At 66.9% G+C, this 24381-nt stretch carries 24 protein-coding genes; 12 read left to right on the top strand and 12 right to left on the bottom strand.

Features of this window, described 5'->3' with window-relative positions; translation table 11 throughout:
- The first annotated feature begins 80 nt into the window (after nucleotides 1–80).
- Nucleotides 81–1682 (top strand): amidase, encoded by a 1602-nt coding sequence (locus AC07TU_RS20475; RefSeq protein ID WP_495189787.1) that lies wholly within the window; start codon nucleotides 81–83, stop codon nucleotides 1680–1682.
- Between the two features lie 177 nt (nucleotides 1683–1859).
- Here AC07TU_RS20475 and metK read toward each other — a convergent pair whose 3' ends face one another.
- Together metK and lnt are read right to left on the bottom strand one after the other, a co-directional pair.
- The gene (gene metK / locus AC07TU_RS20470) at nucleotides 1860–3071 is read right to left on the bottom strand and encodes a methionine adenosyltransferase (protein ID WP_495189786.1); all 1212 of its coding nucleotides are present in this window, start codon (nucleotides 3069–3071) and stop codon (nucleotides 1860–1862) included.
- An 81-nt stretch (nucleotides 3072–3152) separates the two neighbouring features.
- On the bottom strand, nucleotides 3153–4712 hold the full coding sequence (lnt, locus tag AC07TU_RS20465) for an apolipoprotein N-acyltransferase (protein ID WP_495189785.1): 1560 nt from the start codon (nucleotides 4710–4712) through the stop codon (nucleotides 3153–3155).
- Between the two features lie 79 nt (nucleotides 4713–4791).
- Here lnt and AC07TU_RS20460 point away from each other — a divergent pair, with 79 nt between their 5' ends.
- Both AC07TU_RS20460 and AC07TU_RS20455 read left to right on the top strand, forming a co-directional pair.
- Entirely contained in the window at nucleotides 4792–5094 is a 303-nt protein-coding gene (locus AC07TU_RS20460; RefSeq protein ID WP_495189784.1) for a polyhydroxyalkanoic acid system family protein, read from the top strand.
- 20 nt (nucleotides 5095–5114) lie between these two features.
- A complete protein-coding gene (locus tag AC07TU_RS20455) occupies nucleotides 5115–5543 on the top strand; it encodes a hypothetical protein (protein ID WP_495189783.1) in 429 nt (142 codons plus the stop codon).
- On the opposite strand, the gene AC07TU_RS20450 is transcribed toward AC07TU_RS20455, so the two are convergent.
- The 6 genes from AC07TU_RS20450 to AC07TU_RS20425 form a co-directional block, all read right to left on the bottom strand.
- A complete protein-coding gene (locus AC07TU_RS20450; protein WP_495189813.1) occupies nucleotides 5515–6903 on the bottom strand; it encodes a PQQ-dependent sugar dehydrogenase in 1389 nt (462 codons plus the stop codon). The two genes, AC07TU_RS20455 and AC07TU_RS20450, sit on opposite strands and share 29 nt — an antisense overlap.
- Nucleotides 6904–6908: 5 nt before the next feature.
- Nucleotides 6909–7826, bottom strand: coding sequence for a hemolysin family protein (locus tag AC07TU_RS20445; protein ID WP_495189782.1), 918 nt, complete (start codon nucleotides 7824–7826; stop codon nucleotides 6909–6911).
- 8 nt (nucleotides 7827–7834) lie between these two features.
- Entirely contained in the window at nucleotides 7835–8344 is a 510-nt protein-coding gene (gene ybeY / locus AC07TU_RS20440) for an rRNA maturation RNase YbeY (RefSeq protein ID WP_495189781.1), read from the bottom strand.
- A complete protein-coding gene (locus AC07TU_RS20435; protein WP_495189780.1) occupies nucleotides 8337–9350 on the bottom strand; it encodes a PhoH family protein in 1014 nt (337 codons plus the stop codon). Before AC07TU_RS20435 ends, ybeY begins: the two co-directional genes overlap by 8 nt.
- Nucleotides 9351–9615: 265 nt before the next feature.
- The gene (locus tag AC07TU_RS20430) at nucleotides 9616–10440 is read right to left on the bottom strand and encodes a hypothetical protein (RefSeq protein ID WP_495189779.1); all 825 of its coding nucleotides are present in this window, start codon (nucleotides 10438–10440) and stop codon (nucleotides 9616–9618) included.
- On the bottom strand, nucleotides 10437–10880 hold the full coding sequence (locus tag AC07TU_RS20425) for an ABA4-like family protein (RefSeq protein WP_495189778.1): 444 nt from the start codon (nucleotides 10878–10880) through the stop codon (nucleotides 10437–10439). Before AC07TU_RS20425 ends, AC07TU_RS20430 begins: the two co-directional genes overlap by 4 nt.
- Nucleotides 10881–10928: 48 nt before the next feature.
- Here AC07TU_RS20425 and AC07TU_RS20420 point away from each other — a divergent pair, with 48 nt between their 5' ends.
- On the top strand, nucleotides 10929–11549 hold the full coding sequence (locus tag AC07TU_RS20420) for a TetR/AcrR family transcriptional regulator (protein WP_495189777.1): 621 nt from the start codon (nucleotides 10929–10931) through the stop codon (nucleotides 11547–11549).
- Here the strand turns inward: AC07TU_RS20420 and AC07TU_RS20415 are convergent.
- Nucleotides 11546–12391, bottom strand: coding sequence for an oxidoreductase (locus AC07TU_RS20415; protein ID WP_495189776.1), 846 nt, complete (start codon nucleotides 12389–12391; stop codon nucleotides 11546–11548). The two genes, AC07TU_RS20420 and AC07TU_RS20415, sit on opposite strands and share 4 nt — an antisense overlap.
- A 71-nt stretch (nucleotides 12392–12462) precedes the next feature.
- On the opposite strand from AC07TU_RS20415, the gene AC07TU_RS20410 reads away from it, so the two are divergent.
- The gene (locus AC07TU_RS20410) at nucleotides 12463–12903 is read left to right on the top strand and encodes a MerR family transcriptional regulator (RefSeq protein ID WP_495189775.1); all 441 of its coding nucleotides are present in this window, start codon (nucleotides 12463–12465) and stop codon (nucleotides 12901–12903) included.
- On the opposite strand, the gene miaB is transcribed toward AC07TU_RS20410, so the two are convergent.
- Nucleotides 12900–14234: a tRNA (N6-isopentenyl adenosine(37)-C2)-methylthiotransferase MiaB gene (gene miaB, locus AC07TU_RS20405; RefSeq protein ID WP_495189812.1), complete on the bottom strand. Its 1335-nt coding sequence runs from the start codon at nucleotides 14232–14234 to the stop codon at nucleotides 12900–12902. The genes AC07TU_RS20410 and miaB overlap by 4 nt on opposite strands.
- Nucleotides 14235–14304: 70 nt before the next feature.
- On the opposite strand from miaB, the gene hisS reads away from it, so the two are divergent.
- The 6 genes from hisS (at nucleotide 14305) to AC07TU_RS20375 (ending at nucleotide 21862) form a co-directional block, all read left to right on the top strand.
- Nucleotides 14305–15552 (top strand): histidine--tRNA ligase, encoded by a 1248-nt coding sequence (hisS, locus tag AC07TU_RS20400; protein WP_495189774.1) that lies wholly within the window; start codon nucleotides 14305–14307, stop codon nucleotides 15550–15552.
- Nucleotides 15549–16622: a peptide chain release factor 1 gene (gene prfA / locus AC07TU_RS20395; protein WP_495189773.1), complete on the top strand. Its 1074-nt coding sequence runs from the start codon at nucleotides 15549–15551 to the stop codon at nucleotides 16620–16622. The genes hisS and prfA overlap by 4 nt, the downstream gene beginning before the upstream one ends.
- Nucleotides 16623–16765: 143 nt before the next feature.
- A complete protein-coding gene (gene prmC / locus AC07TU_RS20390) occupies nucleotides 16766–17581 on the top strand; it encodes a peptide chain release factor N(5)-glutamine methyltransferase (protein WP_495189811.1) in 816 nt (271 codons plus the stop codon).
- Between the two features lie 256 nt (nucleotides 17582–17837).
- Complete coding sequence (locus AC07TU_RS20385) at nucleotides 17838–18590, top strand: DUF4167 domain-containing protein (protein WP_495189772.1); 753 nt, start codon at nucleotides 17838–17840, stop codon at nucleotides 18588–18590.
- A 136-nt stretch (nucleotides 18591–18726) separates the two neighbouring features.
- Nucleotides 18727–20124 (top strand): DUF4139 domain-containing protein, encoded by a 1398-nt coding sequence (locus tag AC07TU_RS20380; RefSeq protein WP_495189771.1) that lies wholly within the window; start codon nucleotides 18727–18729, stop codon nucleotides 20122–20124.
- Nucleotides 20125–20131: 7 nt separating this feature from the next.
- Entirely contained in the window at nucleotides 20132–21862 is a 1731-nt protein-coding gene (locus AC07TU_RS20375; RefSeq protein ID WP_495189770.1) for a DUF4139 domain-containing protein, read from the top strand.
- Between the two features lie 27 nt (nucleotides 21863–21889).
- Here AC07TU_RS20375 and AC07TU_RS20370 read toward each other — a convergent pair whose 3' ends face one another.
- Nucleotides 21890–22177 carry a hypothetical protein gene (locus AC07TU_RS20370; protein ID WP_495189769.1) on the bottom strand — a complete coding sequence of 96 codons (288 nt, stop codon included), beginning with the start codon at nucleotides 22175–22177 and terminating at the stop codon, nucleotides 21890–21892.
- 63 nt (nucleotides 22178–22240) lie between these two features.
- On the opposite strand from AC07TU_RS20370, the gene AC07TU_RS20365 reads away from it, so the two are divergent.
- On the top strand, nucleotides 22241–22669 hold the full coding sequence (locus AC07TU_RS20365) for a CBS domain-containing protein (RefSeq protein WP_495189768.1): 429 nt from the start codon (nucleotides 22241–22243) through the stop codon (nucleotides 22667–22669).
- 6 nt (nucleotides 22670–22675) lie between these two features.
- On the opposite strand, the gene AC07TU_RS20360 is transcribed toward AC07TU_RS20365, so the two are convergent.
- Nucleotides 22676–24145, bottom strand: coding sequence for a lipopolysaccharide biosynthesis protein (locus tag AC07TU_RS20360; protein ID WP_495189767.1), 1470 nt, complete (start codon nucleotides 24143–24145; stop codon nucleotides 22676–22678).
- Nucleotides 24146–24381: the final 236 nt, after the last annotated feature.

Raw genomic sequence — 24381 nt, 5'->3', positions numbered from 1 at the left:
AAAGGCTAGCCGTGCGTTGCGCCGTTGCACAGCACGAACGCCGCGATATCGTATGGCCCGGACATCATGGGGGGCGGCGAATGCGGTACGGGCTGGCGGCGATTGCAATGGCATTGGCGGCACCCGCCGCTGCGGAAAACCGCAACTTCGTCCTTACCGAGCTTTCGCCGCTTTCGCTCGAGGTCGGCGAGAAGTCGATCGAGCAGCTTCAGGCGATGCTGGCGGGGGGCAAGGTCACCAGCGCGCAGCTGACGCAGGCGTATCTTGATCGCATTCGCGCGCTCGACCGCGCGGGACCGAAGCTGCGCAGCGTGATTGCGCTCAATCCACAGGCAATGGAGCAGGCGCGCAAGGCCGATCGCAACCGGCAGCTGGGCACCGCGCATGGACCGCTGTTCGGGATCCCGGTGCTGGTAAAGGACAATATCGACACGGCTGAGAATGCGACCACCGCGGGCAGCCTGGCGCTCAAGGACAATTTCACCAAGCGCGACGCGCCGCTCGTCGCCCGGCTGCGCGCCGCGGGGGCGATCATCCTCGGCAAGACCAACCTCTCCGAATGGGCCAATATTCGCGACAGCGATTCGATGAGCGGATGGAGCGCGGTCGGTGGCCTCGTCCGCAATCCCTATGCGTTGGACCGCAGCGCCTGCGGTTCGTCGAGCGGCGCCGGCGCGGCGATCGCCGCCAGCCTTGCCGCGGTGGGTGTGGGAACCGAGACGGACGGATCGATCATCTGCCCTTCGTCGATGAACGGGCTGGTGGGCCTCAAGCCCACGGTCGGCGCGATCAGCCGCACCCATGTCGTGCCGATCAGCATCAGCCAGGATACCGCCGGGCCGATGGCACGCAGCGTCAAGGATGCTGCGGCGCTGTTTGCCGGAATGATCGGGAGCGACGCGGAGGACGCCGCGACCGCGGAGGCGGATGCGCGCCGTGCGGCGCTGACCCCCGACTGGAGCAAGGCGAGCCTCAAGGGCGTCCGGCTTGGCGTGGTGCGGCCACAGATGCGTACCAGCCTTGCCGCACAATATGACGCGCAGCTCGCGGTGCTGCGTGCCGCAGGCGCGGAGCTGATCGAGATCAAGCTCGTTGCCCCGGAAGGGTTGAGCCGGTCGGAATTCCGGCTGTTCCAGATGGAGCTCAAGAGCCGGCTCGCGGCCTATCTCGCGACCACGCCCGCGGCGGTGAAGGTGCGCAGCCTTGCCGACGTCATTGCCTTCAACAAGGCGTCGAAGGCCGAACTCGCCTATTTCGGACAGGACATCTTCGAGACGACCGAGAAGACGGCGGGCATGGACGAGCCGGACTATGCGCAGACCCGCGACGACAATCGCCGCCGCGCGGCCGGAGCCATCGACGCCACGCTGGCCGACGCCAAGCTTACCGCGATCGTTGCGCCGAGTACCGGTCCCGCCTGGCTCTCCGATCCGGTGCATGGCGATCAGTCGAGCGGGCCCAGCGCCAGCCAGCTGCCCGCCGTGTCGGGTTATCCGCATCTGACGGTGCCGATGGGGCTGGTCGGCGGCCTGCCGGTCGGCCTTTCCTTCATCGGTTCCAAATGGAGCGACGCGCGGCTGCTGGAGCTGGGGTACGCCTATGAGCAGGCGTCGCACGCCCGGGTGAAGCCGGGCTATCGCGCGACGGTCGATGCCGGGCCAGGGATCGAGGGCAGCCGCTGAGGGCTCCGCTTGAAATGTAGGATTTCGTCTGCTGAGCTCGACGCTGCTCTTTGACAGGTGAACGTTCCGGCCGCTCGCGCGCGTGGCAGTGTGACTTTTGGGACTTTCCGAGCCCGCGCAACGAAAAAGGCGGCGATCCCCGGGGGACCGCCGCCTCTCTTGTCCGTTGCCGGAGGATCAGGCCAGTGCGGCCTTCAGATCCTCGACCAGGTCGGTCTTCTCCCAGGGGAAGAAGTCGCCCTCGGCCTTGCGGCCGAAATGGCCGTACGCTGCGGTGGGCGCGTAGATCGGCTTGTTGAGGCCGAGATGCGTGCGGATGCCGCGCGGAGTCAGGCCGCCCAGCTTCTCGATGCCCTGGATCGCTTCCTCGATCTTGTCGTCGCCGACGGTGCCGGTGCCGTGCGTGTCGACATAGAGCGACAGCGGCTTGGAAACGCCGATCGCATAAGCCAGCTGGATCGTGCAGCGCTGGGCGAGGCCGGCGGCGACGATATTCTTGGCGAGGTAACGGGTGATGTACGCCGCCGAACGATCGACCTTGGTCGGGTCCTTGCCGCTGAACGCGCCGCCGCCATGGGGGCTGGCGCCGCCATAGGTGTCGACGATGATCTTGCGGCCGGTCAGGCCTGCGTCGCCGTCAGGACCGCCGATCTCGAAGCTGCCGGTCGGGTTGATGTGATATTCGGTTGCGTCGCTCAGCAGTTCGTTCGGGATCACGCTCGCGACCACCGACTTCACATAGGCGTGCAGTTCGGCTTCCTTCTCGCCCTGGTCATAGCCCGGGGCGTGCTGGGTCGAAACGACGATCGCGGTCGCGGCGACGGGCTTGGCGCCCTCGTAGCGCAGCGTGACCTGGCTCTTGGCGTCCGGCTCGAGGAAGGGCGCGATGCCGGCATGGCGGTCCGCCGCCATCTTCTCGAGGATCTTGTGGCTGTAGTCGAGCGTCGCCGGCATGAGGTCCGGGGTGTCGTTGGCGGCATAGCCGAACATGATGCCCTGGTCGCCTGCGCCTTCGTCCTTGTTGCCGCTGGCGTCCACGCCCTGCGCGATATGCGCCGACTGCGGGTGCAGGTTGTTCTCGAAGCGGAGCGTCTCCCAGTGGAAGCCCGACTGTTCGTAGCCGATCTTCTTCACGGTGTCGCGGACGGCCTTCTCGACCTCTTCCGGCACGCCCGGGGCCCAGTTGCCGGCCTCGTCCATGATGCCCTTGCCACGGATTTCACCGGCCAGCACGACGAGCTGGGTGGTGGTCAGCGTCTCGCACGCGATGCGCGCTTCAGGGTCCTTGGACAGGAACAGATCGACGATCGCATCGGAAATCTGGTCGGCGACCTTGTCGGGGTGGCCTTCGGAAACCGATTCGGACGTGAAGAGATAGCTGGAACGCATGATTTTCCTCGTGATGCTCAGGCCGTTGCCATGCCCGATTTGGAAAGGGGATGATATAAAGCTTTTGTTATATGCGGCCCACTAGCGGGCGAAGCGGCGGATGGCAATCGCGCTGAGCAACAGCAGCCCCGCGACGAGCCAGGCCGCCCAGTTGCCGAGCCGGGCGAACAAAGTGGGGGGGAGCGCCGCCGGCATCGGCGCCTCGATCGCCCGCGCCTCGCCCATCCCTGCCGCTGCGACGATGCGGCCATGCGCGTCGATGATCGCGGAGATGCCCGTCGGGGTCGACCGCAGGATCGGCAGCCCCTCCTCGATCGCGCGCATCCGCGCCTGCGCCAGATGCTGGGGCGGGCCCCAGCCGCCAAACCATGCGTCGTTGGAGGGGTTGAACAGGATCGCGGGACGATTGGCGGCATCGACCGTCTGGCCGGAGAAGATGATCTCGTAACAGATCTGCATGCCGACCTTGCCGAAGCCGGGCACGTCCATCGTTGCCGGCCCAGGCCCCGGCGCATAGTCGACATCGCCCATCACCAGCCGGGAGAGGCCCAGCGGCTGGAGGATCGTGCGCATCGGCAGATACTCGCCATAGGGCACCAGATGCGCCTTGTCGTAGCGGCCATGGATCTTGCCCGCGGCATCGATCGTGAAGACCGAGTTGGTCGCAGCATCGAGCTGCTTGTCGCCGCCGAACAACAGCCCCGTGCCGCCGACCAGCGCGATGTCCTTCGGGCCGAGCGTCATTGCGATCGTTTCCCGCACGGTACGGGGATCGTTGCGGCTGTACCATTCGGGCGGATAGCCGTCCTCGATCCAGTAATCGACCGCACCTTCGGGCCAGACGATCAGCCGGGGGACGGGGCCGCCGGGAAACATGGTCGCACGATCGTTGGACAGCGTCGTCAGCGCGAGCAGCGACCGCTCGGCGCGGGTGCCGTCGAGCGTGGTCTCTTGGCCGATATTGGGTTGGAGGACGCGGACCAGCGGCGTGCCCGGAGGTGGAGGCGTGACGGCGGGATTGAGCAGCAAGGCGGCCGCACCCACGGCAATCGTCGCGCCGATCAGCGGCCGGTAGCTGCGCAGGGTCACGAGGTAGAGCGTGCCAGCGGCCACGACGGTGAGGCCCGAAAGGGCGTAGGTGCCGGTCCAGCTCGCGAGCTGCGCCACGCCCGGGAGCGGCAGCCAGATCACGCCGAGCGGGTTCCACGGATAGCCCGTGAACATCACCCCGCGCAGATATTCGGTGACGATCCACGCCGCGCCCGCGACCAGCACGAAGGGCATGCCAGGCCTGCGCAATGCACGGACGCGTCCGAACCGCCACACCAGTCCCATCGCGATTGCCGGATAGACCGCGAGGTAGAGCGCGAGCAGTACCACCGCGAAATAGCCGAGCACCGGCGGCATTTTATCCTGATAGGTGAAGGCGTGCTGGATCCAGTTGTTGCCCACAGTGAAATGCCCGAGACCGAACAGCCAGCCGCGCAGCAATGCCTGCCGCAGCGTCGGTGCCTCATGCGTCAGCCGCAACAGCGCAGCGATACAGAGGAGACCAACCACCCACCAGTCGAGCGGGGCGAAAGCTGTGGCGGAGGCGGCGCCCGCAACGAGCGCGATCAGGCGGGGACGGGGCAAAGGCATCGCGCCACGCTATCGGGCCAGACCGTGACAGATACAAGCACGCGGCGTATTAGTGCGCCATTACAGTTCAGGAGCGATCATGGCCGAACCCGTCACCGTCGATATCCCGCACAAGCTGGGCCTGGAAGGCGCACGCGCTCGGCTTGCAGGCGGGGTAGGCAAGATCGGGAACATGTTCCCCGGCGGCGGCACGGTGCAGGAACGGTGGGAGGGCGATACGCTCCACTTCACCGTCAGCGCGATGGGACAGACGGTGGCGAGCCGGCTCGACGTGTTCGAGGATCGCGTCCATGCCGAGGTCGATCTGCCGCCGATGCTCGCGCTGTTCGCCGGCAAGATCCGTGAAAAGCTGCAGAAGGAAGCCCCCAAGCTGCTCGAGTGACCGCGACGAGGAGACGTCGGATGACCCGATTGCTGACCGCATTGCCGCTGGTGCTGATCGCCGCCTGTTCGGACGATCCGCCCAAGGCACCCGCCGGGACCGAGGTGACTGCGAACGGCGCGATCGCCGCGCCCGCCCCGACGATCACCGCGTCTAGCCTGCCATCGGCCAGCGGGCCGGGCACTGCTTTCGGGCTGACGACCAAGCAGATCGAGGACGCCGATCTGGTCGATACCAGCGGCAAGGATCTGGGCGACATCCACCGCGTCGAGACCGATGCGTCGGGCAATATCGACGCGGTGATCGTCGAGATCGCCGACACCGATCCCGACCGCTTCGTCCGCCTGCCGCTTACCCGGCTGACCGCGATCGCCGATGGCGACGACTGGAACCTCCGCGCCGCGACCAGCCGCGCCGAACTTATCGCCCTGCCGCAGGTGGAGCGCTAGGCGCGGGCGTCGGCGCAGGCCTGGGGGCCGCGCCCGGTGCGCTGACCCGCCAGATGACGTTGCCGACATCGTCCGCGACCAGCAGCGCGCCGGTCTTGTCGGCGGTCACGCCCACCGGGCGGCCCATTGCCTTGCCCTCAGCATTGACGAAGCCGGTAAGGATATCGACCGGCTTGGCGCCTGGTGCAGGCAGGCCGCGTGCGCCGAAGGGCACATAGACGACCTTGTAGCCGCTCGCCGGTACCCGGTTCCACGACCCGTGCAGGCCGATGAAGGCGCCGCTCACATAGTTCGGGCCGAGCTGGAGGTCCTGAGCGAACGTCAGGCCGAGCGGTGCGGTGTGAGCGCCGAGCGCGAAATCCGGCCGCGCGGTATATTCGCGCAGGTCGGGGCGGCCCGGCCGCACGCGCTTGTCCTCATACCCGCCCCAATAATTCCAGGGCCAGCCATAGAAGCTGCCGAAATCGACCTGGGTCAGATAGTCGGGCGGCATGTCCGAGCCCATCATGTCGCGCTCGTTGACCACGGTCCAAAGCCGCTTGGTATCCGGGTTGAACGCCATGCCGACAGGGTTGCGCAGGCCCGAGGCGAAGATGGTTGCGCGCTTCGTCCGGGGATCGACCGCAAGGATCGCGGCGCGGTTCTTCTCGACCTCGATCCCCTCGTCGGCGATGTTGGTCTTCGACCCGACACCGACATAGATGGTGTTGCCGTCTTCGCTGGCGACGACGCTGCGAGTCCAGTGGCCGCCGCCGGGCAGGTCGACGACCTTCTCGCCCTTCGACGTGATCTTGGTCTCGCCCACCTTGAAGGGGAAGCGGATCAGCGCGTTGTGGTTGCCGACGTAGAGCATATCCCCGACCAGCGCCATGCCGAAGGGGGATTCGAGGCCATTGCCCGCGCTGAGCAGGGTCGAGCGCACTTCGGCGACGCCGTCGCCATCGGCGTCGCGCAGCAGCGTGATGCGATTGGCCGACGGCACGCCCGCGCCTGCGCGGCCCATCAGCCAGCGCATCACCTTGTTGGTGACGCCGTTATTGGGCCGCGGCGGCGAATTGCTTTCGGCGACCAGCACATCGCCATTGGGCAGGCGGTAGAGCCAGCGCGGATGGTCGAGACCGGTGGCGAAGGGATTGACCGCGAGCCCGGCGGCGGCGCTGGGCTTGGCGCCCTGCGGCCAGCCGACCGCATCGGCGATCTGGACCGTCGGGATGGTCTGGTTGCGCGGATCGCTGAGCTTGGGGCGCTGCCCGGTCACGGCATTGGCGTCGAGCTGCGCCACATCGGGGCGGCTGAACCACCAATAGAGACCGCCGCAGCCGACGGCCACGATGCCGATGAACAGCAGGAATTTGCGCAGCCGGGTCATTCTTCGGGTTCCTCGCGTTTCGCGGGCGGGTGGAGGCGGACGCGGCGGACGCGCGTCGCATCGGCTTCCAGAACCTCCAGCGTCCAGCCACTGGGATGGGGCAGGCACTCGCCGGCCTGGGGCACATGCCCAGCCAGCACGAAGGCGAGCCCGCCCAGAGTCTCGATATCTTCCTCGACCTCGCCCAGCCGCGGGTCGATCGCCGCGGCGACATCCTCCAGCTCGGCGCGGGCATCGGCGTCCCAGCCGCCATCGTCGAGCGGGACGAACAGCGCCTCGGGGGCGTCGTCATGCTCGTCGTCGATCTCGCCGACGATTTCCTCGACCAGATCCTCGATCGTGATCAGGCCCTCGGTGCCCGAATATTCGTCGAGGACGATGGCGAGGTGGGTGCGGCTGGCCTGCATCTGCGCGAGCAGGTCGAGCGTGCCCATCGATTGCGGCACATAGAGCGGCTGGCGCATCAGGCTGCTGATCTTGGCCGGCGGACCGGCGCCCGCGGCGACGACGCCGAACACATCCTTGATGTGGATCATGCCGATCACGCGGTCGAGCTTCTCGCGATAGACCGGCAGGCGGCTATGACCTGCCTCGGCGAAGAGCTGGACCAGTTCGGCGAAGCTCGTCTTCTCCTCGACCGCGATGATGTCCGCGCGCGGCACGCCGACGTCGCCCGCATCGCGCTCGCCGAAATGGAGCAGGTTGCGCAGCATCTTGCGCTCGAGCGGGGACAGATCGCCCTTCCTGGCGGGCTTGCCCTCGCCGTCCTCCTCGACCTCGTCGATCGCATCCTCGATGCGCTCGCGCAGCGTCTCGTTATTTTCTTCGCCGAACAGCAGGGTGCGCAGGCCGCGCCATATTCCGCCCTCGCTGCTACTGTCTCCGTTCCCGTTGCTACTGGGTCCGTCCGCCATTTCCCGGGTCAATCCTCGCGTACAAGATAAGGGTCGGGGATCCCCAAAGTTTCGAGCGCGGCGCGCTCCATCGACTCCATCGCTTCGGCTTCGGAATCCCCCTGATGATCATAGCCTAGCAAATGCAGCACCCCATGGACAATGAGGTGCGTGGCATGTTGCTGAACCGTGAAGCCCTTTTCCTCGGCTTCCGCCGCGCAGACGCCATGGGCAAGGACGATATCGCCCAGGATCACCTCGCCATCGTCGCTGTTCTGGGTCAGCGCCTCGATCAGGTCCGGCTCGATCATCGGGAAGGACAGGACGTTGGTCGGCTTGTCCTTCCCCCGATACTGGGCGTTGAGCTGATGCACTTCGGCATTGTCGGTCAGGCGCACCGCGATCTCGATCACCGCTTCGGCATCGGCCAGTTCGCCGAACGGCGTCTGCGCGACGGCCGCTGCCGCCGCATTCGCGCCGATCATGTCCCAGTCGAGTTCAGGCCAGTCGCTCTCGCGCTGGACGGCAACATCAAGCATCCGTGCGGCCTTCGCCCTCATAGGCGTCGACGATGCGGCCGACGATCGGGTGGCGCACCACGTCGCCGATGCCGAAGCGGATCATCGCCAGTCCTTCGATCCCCTCGAGCTTGTTGACGGCGTCGTTGAGGCCGCTCGCCGAGGGGCCGCCGGGCAGGTCGGTCTGCTTGGGATCGCCGCACACCACCATCCGGCTGTTCTGGCCGAAGCGGGTGAGGAACATCTTCATCTGCATCGGCGTGGTGTTCTGTGCCTCGTCGAGGATGACGAAGGCGTCGGCCAGCGTGCGCCCGCGCATGAAGGCGATTGGCGCGATCTCGATCTCGCCCGACGCGATGCGCCGCTCGACCTGTTCGGCGGGCAGGCAGTCGTAGAGCGCGTCGTAGAGCGGGCGCAGATAGGGGTCGACCTTGTCCTTCATGTCGCCGGGCAGGAAGCCCAGCCGCTCGCCCGCCTCGACCGCGGGGCGGGACAGGATCAGGCGCTTGACCGATCCGGTGATGAGCTGCGCCACTGCCTGCGCGACGGCGAGATAGGTCTTGCCGGTGCCCGCCGGCCCGAGCGCGAAGATAATGTCGTTCGACACCAGCGCCCGCATGTACGCGGTCTGGGTGAGCGAGCGCGGGACGATCGTCTTGTTGCGCGTCCGGATCATGATGGGCGGCGCTGCGCCCTCGTCATTCTCGGCGCGGATGATGCCGTTGAAGGTCGGCTCGCTCGACATCGCGATCACCGCGTCGATCAGTCCGGTGTCGATATCCTCGCCCCGGATCACGCGGCTGTGCAGTTCGGTCAGCACTTCGCGGGCATGCGCGACGGCTTCGGCGCTGCCTTCGATCACCACGCGCTGGCCGCGGGCGTGGATATAGACACCCAGCCGCTCCTCGAGCGCCAGGATGTTGCTGTCATACTCGCCGAACAGCTGCGGGAGCAGTTGCGGCCGGTCGAACGTCACCTCGACGCGCGAGCGTTCGCCATGCTGGGCGGGGATCGGTTTGCGGCTCATGCGGTCCCTTCAGGCGTTGGAAAGTCACAAAAGTCACGCTCCCATCGCGCGCGAGCATGACGACCGGTTGACGAAGCTGACATATTCGCGGGGTTTTCGCGCGAAGCTGGCATGCGGCTGTCGGGAGCCAAACCGGGATACAGCGCGGAGGTTCCGTTACGCATGTCGTGCGCCGCAGGATGGCAGAGCGCGGCTCTGTAGGACAGGGCAAAATCACCCGCGGACGCTTTGGCCCGCGGGTGACGCAGTTGAGCAACAGTCGGGATCAGGCCGGGACCAGCGCTCGGCCGGCAACCGCCTGAAGGAAAACGCCGATGGTGAGCGCGGTAAAGATTGCGCTGCCGCCAAGCACCGCCGCCCAGCGTGCCCTGACGGGGAGCGCTGCCACTGCGGCACCGAGCAGCGGGATCGCCTGTTCGGCATGAATGCCGAGGAAATGGGCGATGCGCAGGTCACCGCCAAGGCGGTTCCAGCCGAATACCGGCACGCTGCCGCCCACCTGCCCGACCGCATGGCCGGGTTGCGAGCTCATATAGCTGCCCATCCACCCGCCGAGGACGAAGGTGAGGACAAGGCCGATCGCGACCGCCGCGACGAAGCTGCGCTGCAGGCCGGGGGCCGGGCGGCGCACGATTTCCCAGGCGAGGGGCAGGGTGGTGGCGGTCAGGATCACCGCGCCGATCCCCATCAGCGCGTACATGGTGATGTAAAAGGGCGTGCTGAGGTTGAAGTGCGATTCAAGGCCCTGTGCGGCCTGGAAGCTGATGTAGAGCAGCTCGAACGAGCCGCTGGCGATCAGCGTCCAGGCGGTCATCCGCATCAGCCAGCTGCCGCGCCGTTCGGGACGGACATAGCCCATGAACCAAGCCGTGGTGAGTGCGAACACCCCGACCGAGATGAAGAATTTGGCGGGTTTGACCCAGATGTTCACCCCGCTCGCCAGCGTGCGGGGATCGGCGATCTGGAGCAGCATCGCGAGGCCGCCGAGCGCAAGCATGGCGAGGCCGTAGCGGGTGAGCAGCGGATGGCGCTGGCTGAACGCTGCGAGCAGCTGCGCGGGGCGGGGCGGGGTGAGTGCGATGGCGGTCATTGCACGGCTTCCTTCGATGGCAGCGCGGTGCGCGCGGCGAGGTAGAGGAGCAGCCCGGCCGGGCCGAGCAGGAAGGTGAGGGGCAGGCTGGGCAGGACGATCAGCGGCGAGATGCCGCGGGCCGCTGCATCGCGTGATATCCACGCACCGACGAACAGGTCGAAGGCAAGATAGTGGAGCCAGCCTGCGGTCAGCGCGGCATCATTGGCGAAAAGAGTGCGGACGGCCTCGATCGACCCGAAGCCGCCATGCTCGAATCCGGCGCGGCCCTGCCAGATCAGCAGGATATAGCCGATGGCGAGGATCGCGGGGATGACGAACTGGGCGGCGGAGAAGGCGTAGTGGCGCGCCGGTTTGAAGAAAAGGGCGACGATCAGCGAGAGCCAGCCGAGCATCGCGAGCTTGCCGGCGAGGGAGAAGATCAAGGATGGATCGAGCATGTTGCGACTCCAATCTAAACACCGTACAGATTGGGTATGAAAGATGATGTGAACAGTGTCAAGATGGCGGCGGGCGAAAGCGCGCGCGCCTATCATCATGGCGCATTGCGTGAGGCGCTGATCGACGCCGCCGAATCGATCCTCGAGGAGCGTGGCGTGGAAGGATTCTCGCTGCGCGAGGCGGCGCGGCGTGCGGGGGTGTCACCTGCCGCACCGGGGCATCATTTCGGCGATGCGCGCGGATTGCTCACCGCGGTGGCGACACGCGCCTTTCGCGACTTCGGCGATGCGCTGGAGGCGGGTGATGTGGGCACGCGGCGGATGGAGCGGTTGCGCGGCATCGGCATGGCCTATGTCCGCTTTGCCCTCGCCAACCGGGCGCGGTTCGAGCTGATGTGGCGCAAGTCGATGCTAGACCGCGAGGATGCGGCGTTCTGCGAGGCCGGCGACCGTGCGTTCGACATCCTTGATCGGATCGCGCGCGGCGCAGGCGCGGGGGAGGGGCCTGATCTGACGGTGATGGCACCCTCGATCGCGGGCTGGTCGATCGTCCACGGCTTTGTCGAGCTGGCGCTGAGCGGCGCGTTCGGTACCGGCCCGGAGGAGCTGGAGGCGGCGACCGAGCAGTTGCTGCCGCGCGTGCTCGATCACCTGGTGATTGCCGACTAGGCGGCTCGCGCTGACTGGCTCATCCGCCACATCAGCCCATCGACCCAGCGATCGGGCAGCCAGCGCACGAGGAAGAGGAGAAATTTCGCGCCGCCGCCGCTTTCGTAGCGGATGCGCGGACGCCGCGCCGACGCGGCCCTGGCGATGGCGTTGGCCACGACTTCAGGCGGAGAAACAAAGCTCATATCGTTGGCGCCGTTCAGCAGGGCCGCATGTTTGAGCGCATAGGGGGCATAGTCGCTCTTGCCGGAATGATCGATCAGGCTCTGTCCGGCGATTCCCGCCCATTCGGTGCGTATGCCACCGGGTTCGACCACGACGACCCGGATGCCGAAGGGGCGAAGCTCCATGCGCAGGCAGTCACTGAGCCCTTCCACCGCGAATTTGGTGGCGTGGTACCAGCTGCCGAATGGCTCGCCGAACTTGCCGCCGATCGAGGTGATGTTGATGATCGTCCCCGATTTCTGCGCGCGCATCAGGGGCGTGGTCAGCTGGCATAGCCGCGCGAGGCCGAACAGATTGACCTCCATTTGCCGCCGCGCCTCCTCCATCGGCACATCCTCGAGCGCGCCATAGCTGCCATAACCCGCATTATTGACGAGCAAGTCGAGCCGGCCGGCGGCGGTGCGGATCGTCTCGACCGCGGCGACGATCGAGGCGTCGTCGGTCAGGTCGAGATGGATCAGCTCGGCGCCGAGGGCGCGGAGCGGTTCCATCCGGTCGAGACGGCGGGCGGCGGCATAGACCGTCCAGCCATCGCGGATCAGGCGCTTGACGGTGGCTTCGCCGATCCCGGCCGACGCGCCGGTGACCAAGGCAGTTTTGAGGGCAGTTTTCGGCATCTTGGGCTCCGATTGAACTCTGGAGCCTGACCATATAAGTGTGGACTATAGTCCATGGTCAAGGGTGTGTGATGCTGATTTCCGAATTCGCGAAGCGCGCGGGGCTGAGCGTCGATACGGTGCGCTTCTATATCCGCAAAGGGCTGCTCGCGCCCGAAACCGGCCTCAAGGGCGGGTCCAATCCTTATCAGCTGTTCACCGCCGAGCATCTGGAATTGGCGCGCGCCATTCGCATGGCGCAGGGGCTGGGCTTCACCTTGCGTGAGATCGCGACGCTGGCGGCGGAATATCAGGCCGGCATGACGACGGCTCGCAGCCTTGAGGTGATGCGGATGCAGTTGGCGCGGCTCGAGGAGAAGGCGGCGCAGCTCGGCGGGATGATCGATTACACCCGCGCCAAGGTAGCGTGGCTGGAAAGCAACCAGAAGGGCGCGGAGCCGCTGCTTGGCGACTATGACGGGTGCCGGATGGAAGCGGACATGGGCAAGACCGTCCGGCCCGCCGCTGCCTAGGCCGCGGCTTTCACCTTTTCCACGCCTGCCAGCGAGTTGGGGCCGGCCTGGACGATCTCGACCTCGACCAGATCGCCGATCCCGGCGTCGGTCATCAGATGGACTGATTGCAGCCAGGGCGACTTGCCGAGCATCTGCCCGGGCAGCTTGCCCTGGCGCTCGATCAGGACGGTGCAGTTTCTTCCGACGGTCGCCGCGTTGAATGCGGCCTGATCGCGGTTGAGCGCGGCCTGGAGGCGCTGGAGGCGATCGTCCATCGCCTCGGGCGCGACGGCACCGTCCATCTCGGCGGCGGGGGTGCCGGGGCGCGGCGAATATTTGAAGCTGAAGCACTGGGCATAGCCGACCGCGTCGACCAGGCTCAGCGTGTCAGCGAACTCTTCCTCGGTCTCGCCCGGAAAGCCGACGATGAAGTCGCCGGACAGCGCGATATCGGGCCGCACCTCGCGGACGCGGTCGAGGATGCGCAGGTAGGAGTCGCGGCTGTGCGATCGGTTCATCGCCTTGAGGATACGGTCGTTGCCCGCCTGCACCGGCAAATGGAGGAAGGGCATCAGCTTCTCCACCTCGGCATGGGCGCGGATCAGGCCGTCCTTCATGTCGTTGGGGTGGCTGGTGGTATAGCGGATGCGGTGCAGCCCATCGATCCGGTCGAGCGCGCGGATCAGGCCGTGCAGGCCGGTGCCCGCATCATCGTCCCACGCATTGACGTTCTGGCCGAGCAACGTGATCTCGCGCGCGCCGGCATCGACCAGCGACTTCGCCTCGTCGACGATCGCATCGAATGGCCGGCTGACCTCGGCGCCGCGGGTGTAGGGGACGACGCAATAGGTGCAGAATTTATCGCACCCTTCCTGAACCGTCAGGAAGGCCGAAGGAGGCACGCGGCGGCGGGCAGGGAGCGCGCCAAACTTGCTGGCGACCGGCATATCGGTGTCGATCGCGCTGGCGCCGGACGCGGCCCGGGCCACCAGCTTCGGCAAATTGTGATAGGCCTGCGGCCCGACCACGACATCGACCTTGGCGCGGCGAACGATCTCCTCACCCTCGGCCTGTGCGACGCAGCCCGCGACGGCGATCATCGGATCCTGGCCGTGCTTGCGCAGCCGGCCGATGTCCGAGAACACCTTCTCGGTCGCCTTTTCGCGGATGTGGCAGGTGTTGAGCACGACAAGGTCGGCGGCATTGGCGTCGTCAGTCGCGACCATGCCCTGCGCGGCCATCAGCTCGGCCATGCGGTCGCCGTCATAGACGTTCATCTGGCAGCCGAACGACTTGACGTGGAAGGTCCTGGGAGCGGTCTTGGGGGTGGCGGTCATCCCGGCGCCTATAGTGGAATGGCGGGGGCGGCGAAACCGCCTCTGGCGTTCCGTCCCCGCTGCCAATAGATAGCCGCCCCAAATGGCACGGATCGAGACCCCCAAGCGCGTGCGCGGCACGCAGGACATCTTCGGCGAGGAACAGCGCCGGTTCGCACGCGTCGTCGAGGCATTCGAGCATGTGCGGCGGCTCTATTGCTTCCAGCAGGTGCAGGTGCCGGTGTTCGAATCCACGGGCGTGTTCGCGCGATCGATGGGCGAGACGTCGGACGTGGTGTCGAAGGAAATGTACACCTTCCCCGACCGCGGCGACGACCTGCTGACGCTGCGGCCGGAATTCACCGCGGGCATCTGCCGCGCCTATATCACCGAGGGGTGGCAGCAGTTCGCGCCGCTCAAACTTGCGACGCACGGCCCGGTGTTCCGTTACGAGCGGCCGCAAAAGGGCCGATATCGTCAATTCCACCAGATCGATGCCGAGATCATCGGCGCCGCCGAACCGGCGGCCGATGTCGAGCTGCTGACGCTGGCCGATCAATTGCTGCGCGAGCTGGGCATTGCCGACGGGGTGACGCTTCAGCTCAACACGCTGGGCGACGCGGAGACGCGCGATGCCTGGCGCGCCGCGCTGATCGAGCATTTCCAGACCCATCGCGCCGATCTGTCCGAGGACAGCCTGACCCGGCTCGAGAAGAACCCGCTGCGCATCCTCGATTCCAAGGATCCGCGCGATCGCCCGGCGGCGGATTCGGCGCCGGACATCGACGCGTTCCTGACCGCCGAGGCGAAGGACTTTTTCGACGCGGTGACCGGCGGGCTCGACGCGGCGGGGGTCGCCTGGACGCGCAATGCACGGCTGGTGCGCGGGCTGGATTATTATCGCCACACCGCGTTCGAGTTCGTCACCGACCGGCTCGGCGCGCAGGGCACGGTGCTGGCCGGCGGGCGCTATGACGGGCTGATCGGCAACCTTGGCGGGCCCGAGACGCCGGGCGTGGGTTGGGCCGCCGGGATCGAGCGACTTGGGATGCTGACCGAGGTACCGGTGGCCGAACTGGCTCAGGTCGCCGTGGTCGTTGAGCGTGCCGGCTATGAGGCGAGGGGTATCGAGCTGGTCGCATCGCTGCGCCGCGCGGGCGTGGTTGCCGAGCTGTTCGCAACCGGCAGCCCCAAGAAGCGCTACGACAAGGCGGTCAAGTCGAACCCGGCCGAGATCATCTCGATCGACGTGCGCGACGACGCGCCGGTGGTGAACCGCCGGACGCTGAAGAGCGAAGCGGTCGATGATGAGACGATGGCGACGCTGATCGCGGTGCTCGCCGCGGTATGACCCGAATCTCGCCCGACAAGATCGCCGCGATCGAGGCGCGGCGCGACGAGCTGCAGGCGATGATGGCGACCGGCGATCTGCCGTCGGACCGGTTCGTCGCGGTCTCCAAGGAATATGCCGAGCTCGAGCCGGTCGCGGCGGCGGCGGGCGCGGTGCGGCGGCTGCGCGACGAGGCGGTGAGCCTTGCCGAGATGAGCCGCGACGGCGACCCCGAGCTTCGCGCGATGGCGAGCGAGGAGCTGCACGCCAATGAGGCGGCGCTGGTCAAGGCCGAGCATGCGCTGGCGCTGGCGTTGCTGCCGCGCGACGTGGCCGACGAGCGCGCAGCGATGCTCGAGATCCGCGCCGGTACCGGCGGCGACGAGGCGGCGCTATTCGCGGGCGACCTGCTGCGCATGTACACCCGCTATGCCGAGCGCCAGGGCTGGAAGGTCGAGATGATCTCCGCCAGCACCTCCGAAGCCGGCGGCTTCAAGGAAGTCGTTGCAAATGTCGCGGGCAAGGGCGTGTTCGCCAAATTGAAGTTCGAGAGCGGCGTCCACCGCGTCCAGCGCGTGCCGGTGACCGAGAGCGGCGGGCGCATCCATACCTCGGCGGCGACCGTCGCGGTGCTGCCCGAAGCGGAAGAGGTCGATGTCGAGATCCGCAACGAGGATCTGCGCGTGGATATCTACCGCTCGTCGGGCGCAGGTGGGCAGCACGTCAACACCACCGATTCGGCAATCCGCCTGACGCACATCCCGACGGGGCTGGTCGTGATCCAGCAGGACCAGCGCAGCCAGCACAAGAACCGCGACAAGGCGATGCAGGTGCTGCGCACCCGGCTCTACGAGCTGGAGCGCGAGCGGCTGGCGAGCGAACGGTCGGGCGCGCGCAAGTCGATGGTCGGATCGGGCGACCGCTCGGAGCGCATCCGCACCTATAATTTCCCTCAGGGGCGGGTGACCGATCACCGCATCAACCTGACGCTGCATCGCCTGCCCGAAATCCTCGAGGGCGAGATGGACGAGATGATCGGCGCGCTGGTCGCCGAGGACGAGGCCGAGCGGCTGGCGGCGCTGGACGGATGAGCCCGATCCACCCATCGTCACCCCGGCCTCGTGCCGGGGTCCACGGTGCGGCGAGCGATGCGCGAGAGGCTGAAGGTCATTTCGGCGCCTCCCGGTTGACCCCGGCACAAGGCCGGGGTGACGGAGGGGATTGAGTGGCCGGCATCCTGTCCGTTCGTGCCGCGATTGCCGGCGCCGCAGCGCGGATTTCCTCCGATACATCCCGGCTCGACGCCGAACTGCTGATGGCGCATGCGCTGGGCGTGTCGCGCCAGGCGATGCTGCTCAAGCATCTGGGCGATCCGATGCCGGAGGGCTTTGCGGCGCTGGTGGATCGGCGGATCGCGCATGAGCCGGTCGCCTATATCACCGGCAGTCGCGGCTTCTGGACGATCGAGCTGAATGTCGGCCCCGGCGTGCTGGTGCCGCGCGCGGACAGCGAGACGCTGATCGAGGCCGCAGTGGCGCATTTCGCTGAAGGCGAAGGGCCCAGGCGGGTGCTGGACCTTGGCACCGGGCCGGGTACGCTGCTGCTGGCGGCGCTTGCCGAATGGCCCGGGGCGAGCGGCGTGGGAGTCGATGCCTCCGAAGTGGCGCTCGGCTACGCGCGGGGCAATGCGGTCCGGCTGGGCATGACGGGGCGTGCCGAGCTGCGCCAGGGAAACTGGGCGGAGGGCCTCGAGGGCCGGTTCGACCTGATCCTGTGCAACCCGCCCTATATCGGCACCGGCGAAGCGCTGGGGCCGGAAGTGGGCGAGCATGAGCCGCCGGAGGCGTTGTTAGCGGGCAGCGACGGCCTCGACGATTATCGCCGCATCGTGCCCGACCTGCCGCGGCTGCTCGCGCCCGGCGGGATCGCGGTGCTTGAGATCGGCTGGACGCAGGGCATGGCGGTGTCGGCTCTGGTGGCCGGGACGGGGCTGAACCCGGCGGTCCGCAAGGACCTGGGCGGGCGCGACCGTGTGGTTACGGCAAGTTGAACTATCGGCTCCCGATACCAATATAGTGCTTGGAGATTGATGCCCCATTGGCTAAGGATGGCCGCGGGGATGGCACCTTCAACCTAAATCGTTGAAATGGAACGCCGACCCAATCCAAGGCATGTGCGCTGCTGAATGTCCGGCAGCCATGCGGGGCGCCGCTCCGGAGCGTTTCCGGCGCGACGTGCGGGGTAACACGCATCCGGGATCACTGATGATCGATGACGGATTGAGTTAAGGACAGGACACACAGACGTTGATGAACAATCGTCAGGCGAACAACGGCCGCCGTCGCGGCCGTGGTGGCCAGCGCCAGCAGGGTGGTGGCAACCCCAACCAGGGCAATGGCAACCGCATCGACAACCGCGCCCGCGGCAACGCCGCGCAGCTTCTTGAGAAATACAAGAACCTTGCGCGCGACGCCCAGATGGCCGGCGATCGGGTCAACACCGAATATTACCTCCAGTTCGCCGATCACTATTTCCGCGTCCTCGCGGAGAGCCGTTCGCGCTTCGAGGAGCAGGATCGCCAGCGCCGCAATCGTGACGATTTCGACGGCGACGACGAGGACTATGACGACGGCGCCGAGGGCGTCCGTGCCAGCGAAGGCGAGCAGGGCGACGAAGGCGAGGAGCGTGGGAACCGCGGCGACCGCTTCGAGCGCCGCGACCGCAATGAAGGGCGCCGCGATCGCAACGAGCGGGACGGACAGCGTGAAGGCCGTCGCGAGCGCAACGACCGCGATCAGCGCCGCGAGCGCCAGCCCGAGAGCGAGGCCGGTGAAGCCGCTGCGCCGGTCGCTGCGAACGAGGACGACGAGGCGCCGCGCGCCGAGCAGCCGCGCCGCCGTGGCCGTCCCCGCCGCGAAGAGGCCGAGGATGCCGGTGACGCGTCCGCGATCGCCGCGATCCTTCCCCCGGCGCTGGGCGTCGAGGGTGAGGTGGTGGCCGAGGCCAAGCCGCGCCGCCGCCGTGTGAAGAAGGACGAGGAGCCCGCTGCAGCGGAGTGATTGTCCTGATCCCGGGAAAGAAAACAGGCCGGTCCGCACCCTGCGGGCCGGCCTTTTTCGTTGCGGCTGCGCTTTGTCCGTTGACTTGATCTGCCCCGTCGCGATGGTGGCGCCGACACGATGTTAGGGGATTGCGATGCGGCGTCTAACCTTGGCTCTTGCAGCGGCAGGCGCTGCAATTCCCGGAATCGCACTGGCCCAGACGGCCCCTGCGCCCTCGGCGCAAGGGGACGTTTCCATCACCATCTACAACAACAATCTGGCGCTGGTGCAGGACGCGCGAACGCTGACCGTGCCGCAGGGGCGCAGCCGCCAGGAATTCCCCGACGTCTCGGCCCAGATCCGGCCGGAGACGGTGACGCTGTCCGGCCCCGGCATCGGCATCGTCGAACAGAATTTCGACTATGACCTGCTGAGCCCGGACAAGCTGATGGAAAAGGCGGTGGGGCAGGTCATCACCATCGTCCGCACCAATCCCGCGACCGGTGCCGAAACGCGCGAGCAGGCCAAGGTGCTCGCGGCGAATGGCGGCATCGTCCTTCAGATCGGCAACCGGATCGAGGTGTTGCGCGACGACGGGCTGCCGGTGCGCGTGGTGTTCGACAAGGTGCCCGAGAATCTGCGTGCCCGCCCGACTTTGTCGGTGACGGTGCAGGCGGAGCGCAATGGCGCGGTGCCGACGCGCCTGTCCTATTTGACCCCCGGCCTTGGCTGGACCAGCGACTATGTCGCGCTGTTCGACGAGAAGGCCGGCACGATCGACGTGCAGGGCTGGGTGACGCTCAACAACAATACCGGCACGACCTTCACCAACGCCGACACGCTGCTGGTCGCGGGCAATGTCGGCGGCGGCCAGAACCGGTTCGGACGCATGGCCGCGATGGACGATGCTTCCATCGAGCAGGCGGGCACCGAGAGCGGCACGCGCGAGCGGCTGGGCGACTATTATCTCTATCCGCTGGCCGAGCGTACGACGATCGCCAACGCGCAGCAGAAGCAGGTGAGTTTCCTGGACGTGAAGGCGTCGCCCGCGCGCAAGGCCTATGAGTTCGTCAATGGCTGGATGGGCGGTAATGACACGCCGCGCAGCGCCGCCACTGCGATCAAATTCTCGACCTCGCGCAATGGCGGCCTGGGCGACCAGCTGCCGGCGGGCACCGTCCGCGTCTATATGCGCGACGCGCGCGGCGATCCCCAGTTCATCGGCGAGAACCGGATCGGCCACACGCCGATGGGATCGTCGATGTCGATCCGCACCGGCGAGGCGTTCGACGTCAAGGTCAAGGTGGTGGTCGAGGAGCGGACCAAGCTGTCCAACCGCCGCTGGCGCACGCGGATGCGCTATACGGTAAGCAACGCGCGCGACACGCCGGTCACCGTCGACCTGGCGCAGGACGGGCTGTGGGGCGATGTGAAGATCACCGACCAGAGCATCACCGGCGAACGCGTCTCCGCGGACCGCGTCGAATGGAAAGTGCCGGTCGCGGCCAACGCCAGCGCCGATCTCGTAGCGACGTTCGACACCCGGTACTGAGCGCGCGATGCGCCGGCTCTTGCCCCTCATCTTGTGTCTGCCCTCGCTGGCGCATGCGGGGGGACAGGCCGTCACGTCGAACACAGTGACCTCGACCGACGTGTCGGACGTTGCGGTGACCATCTATCGCGATCCCTATCGCGACGAGGGGATGATGCGGGCCGGCTGGCCGGGCGGTTATGCGCTGATCACCGAGACGCGGACGATCACGTTGCCCAAGGGCGAAAGCCAGCTCCGGTTCGAGAATGTCGCCGAAGGGCTGCTCCCCGAAACCGCGATCGTCACGGGCCTGCCCTCAGGGGTCCGCGAGAAGAATCGCGATGCACGGCTGATCTCGCCCGCCGGACTGGTCGACGCTTACCTCAAGCGCCGCGTGCTCATCCGCCGCACCGATCCGGCGACCGGCCGGGTGCGTGAGCAGAGCGCGATCATCCAGTCCGGGCCCGATGGCGGCGTGCTGATCCGCACCGATGAGGGGTTTGAGGCGCTGCGCTGTTCGGGCCTGCCCGAACGGATGATCTATTCGGGCGTGCCCGACACGCTCTCTGCGCGGCCGACGCTCTCCATCCTGACACGCAGCGACCGGGCGGTCACCGCGACGATCCAGCTGACCTATATGGCGCAGGGGTTCGACTGGTCGGCCAACTATGTCGGCAACATGGCTGCGGACGGCAAGAAGATGGGGCTGTTCGCCTGGCTGACCGTCGCAAATGGCGGGCAGCAGAGCTTCAAGGATGCGCGGCTGCAGGTGATTGCGGGCAAGCCCAACAAGCGCCCCAACAATCCGCCGCCACCGCCGCCGGCGTCCGCGCTCAACCTGCAATGCTGGCCGCTCGACACGACCAGCACGCATCCGCGCCGCGATTTTGAACGACTGCCCATGCCGCAGGGCCCCGACCTCTCACGGTTCGACGCGGTCGGGCGCAACGCGGCCGGTAGCTTCGAGACCCGCAAGCAACGTCGCGAGCGCGAGAAGCGCGAAGGCCGCTTCGGAGGAGGCGCTGGCGACATTGTGGTGACGGGGACGCGCATGCGGCGCGCGGAGATGGCGATGCCCGTGGCGGTTTCGGTGGTGTCGGCGGATTACGCCATGCCAGCGCCGGCGGCCCCGCCCCCGCCGCCCCCGCCGCCTCCGCCCGGCGAAACCGTCGCCGTCGCCGAGGGTGCTCAGGCACAGGCCGAGGCGCTGGGCGATCTCAAGCTCTACCGCGTGCCGATGCGCGTGACCGTCGCCGCGCAAAGCCAGAAGCAGGTGGCGATGATCGTCCAGCCCGAGGCGCGGTTCGACCGGCTCTATCGCGCCAATGTCAACGGCGGGAGCAATACGCCGCAGCCGATGCCGTTCCTGTTGCGCTCGATCAACAGCAGCGAAAAGGGCCTGGGTGTGCCGTTGCCTGCGGGCGGTCTCTCGCTGTTCGAGACGGTTGCGGGCCGCCGCCTGCTCGCGGGCCGCGACGATGTCGCCGATCTGGCCGTGGGCGAAGCGGTCGAGCTGGAGCTTGGCCAGAGTCCCGACGTCCAGTGGACGCTGACGCGCGTGAAAGAGACGGCGGGCCGGCAGGAATGGCGCGTCGACATCTCCAATGCGCGAAGCGTCCCGGTGACCGCCCAGATTATCATTCCCTACGATCTCGCCGACAAGCCGGCGGGAATCGAACGCGGCCCCGGGGGCTGGGTGCTGCCGGTCGAGGTGCCGGACAACGGCACGGCCACCGTCAGCTACGCGCTCAAGCGGTAACCTCGCGGCTGAGCTGCAGCGTGGGCGCTAGCACTGACGATCCCGGTCGGTCGCGTCGCGCGAGCGCTCGTCATGGCCGGTGCCCGAGCTCAGGAAGATGAGGCCCATCAGCGCGCCGCCGAGCAACACCGACAGGCCGATCCCGATCGCCATCGCGATCGAGGCGTGGAGCTGGAACTCGCCAATCGCGACATAGAGCGCGACGACTGCGACGATGGCGGACAGCAGCGCCACCGCCGCGACGATCCCGAAGATGCGGCGATACCGCTTCCAGGCAAGTTTCGCGTAGTCGGGATTGTCGAGATCCGGTTTCATCCCTTCCAATTGCGCCTGAAACATGGGATTCTCAACCGCCTCTGACAGGAAAGGAGCCTGACGATGACGATCGCAGCAATCCTGAGCGGGAAGGGGCAGGATGTCATAACCGTGAGCGGCGGGGATACCGTGCGCGATGCGGTTGCACTGCTCGCCGCCAAACGAATCGGCGCAGTGCCGGTGATCGAGAATGGCGCGGTCGCGGGCATCTTCTCCGAACGCGATGTGATTCACTGTCTTCAGGAGAGCGGCCCCGCAGCGCTCGATCGCGAAGTGCGCGGGGTGATGACCACTCCGGTGATCACGGTGACGCGCGACGAGCCGGTGCTCGCCGCGCTGTCGCTGATGACCCGGCGGCGTATTCGCCACCTCCCGGTCGTGGAGGACGGCGCGCTGCTCGGCTTCGTGTCGATCGGCGATCTGGTGAAATACCGGATCGAGCGGATCGAGGCGGAGGCGGCGCAGATGCGCGCTTACATTCAGTCCGCCTGATCCGGCTCAGCGCCGGATCATCTGAATGGCGTCCTCAACCGTCGCGCGCGCGAAGAACCAGAGCCACGCGCCATAGATCGCCGCCCCCGCCGCCGCGAGCAACAGCAGATGGGGCAGGGGGCTGAGCGGCGGCAGCGCGCGATCGATGAGCACCACCGCTACCGCCATGGCGATCGCCGCGGACATCGGCGGCGCGAACGACGCGATCCAGTCGCGCCAGGACAGGCCGATCACCGGGAGGCTGCGTGCCGCGGTGATCGCAAGGAAGACCGGCCACACCGCAATCCAGGTCAGCGACAGGCCGATCACGCCCCCTTGCACCCCGATCAGGAAAGCGGCGGGCAGCAGGAATGCGCCGATCGCGGAGATCTGCGCGCCGATTCCCGGCCGCCCGCGCGCGTCGGTGGCTGCGGCGAACAGGATCTGAAGCGTCATGAAGGGCATGGCGAGCGACAGAATCCGGACCACCGGCGCGGCCTGGATCCATTTCTCCCCTAGCGCGACATGCACCATCGGCTCGGCGGTGGCGGCAAGGCCCAGATAGAAGGGCATCGCTGCGACCATGATCAGGCGCACCGACTTGGCGAAGGCGATCGTTGCGCCCGCCGCATCATGCTGCATCCGGGAATAGGCCGAGAAAGCGACCTCGTTCAGCGCCGGGATGAACTTCTGGACCAGGATCTGGGTCAGGAACAGGCTGGTGGTATAGATGCCCAGCCAGTGCGGATCGAACAGGCGGCCGGCGATGAAGACATCGGCCTGGCTCTGCACGAACCAGAAGAGCTGGCCCGTCGCCATCAGCCCGCCATAGCGCGCCATCCCGCCGGCGCCGCGAAAGTCGAAGCTCGGCCACATCAGCGAGCGTGCGGCCCAAGTCATCCCGATCGCGCGCGTGCCGAACAGCACGATCGGTGCGAGGACGAGCGTCCAAACCCCCAGGCCCGCATAGGCGCCCGCGAGTGCGGCAAGCGCACCAGCGGTCGCGGAGATGAGATTCACCTGTGCCTGTTTGCGGAAGTCCATCGCGCGGGCGAGCAAGGCATAGGGCAGTGCGATGAACGGGGTCGCTATATAGAGCAGCGCCTGCACCCGAAGCAGATCGGCGACGACATCCTGCCGGTAATAGGCGGCTGCGAGCGGAGCCATCAGGAACTGGGCGGCACCGAGCCCGAAGTTCAGCAGCAGCAGCATGCCGAACAGCTGGCGCACTGCACGGTCGTCGACATCGGGCTTCTGGATGATCGCGCTCGCGAGGCCATAGCCGTTGAGCATGTTGAGCAGGACCAGGATCACCTGGGTCATGGCGAACAGACCGTAATCGCTGGGATCGAGCATCCGGATCACGAGGAAGGTGGATGCCCAGGCGATGATCTGGCCGAGAATCTGGGTACCCGAACGCCAGATCACGGCGCTGCGCACCTGACTCCTCAGCGATTCACGGCCCTGATTCTGCGATTCGGCGGTCGATTCGGTCATGAGGAGGGTATGCCTGTCACCTGTTGATGCCACGTAAACGGCAGATTTCTGCGGGTTTCAGCTCATTTGAAACAAAAATGCAAAAAGCTTGTTGACCGATCTGAAGGTCGAGCATAGAAGCCACTCCACCGACGGGGTGAGCCACTACGGAGCGCTTCGACGGTCAGCAAAAGCAAGGCGCACAGGTCGCCCCGGTAAAAAGGGGTTGGATGGTGCGTCGGTTTTTGTCGCTCTTT

This window comes from Sphingomonas sp. GW821-FHT03E12, assembly GCF_059420685.1.
The sequence above is the reverse complement of the archived record's forward strand: the minus strand, read 5'-3'. Positions and strand labels throughout refer to the sequence as shown.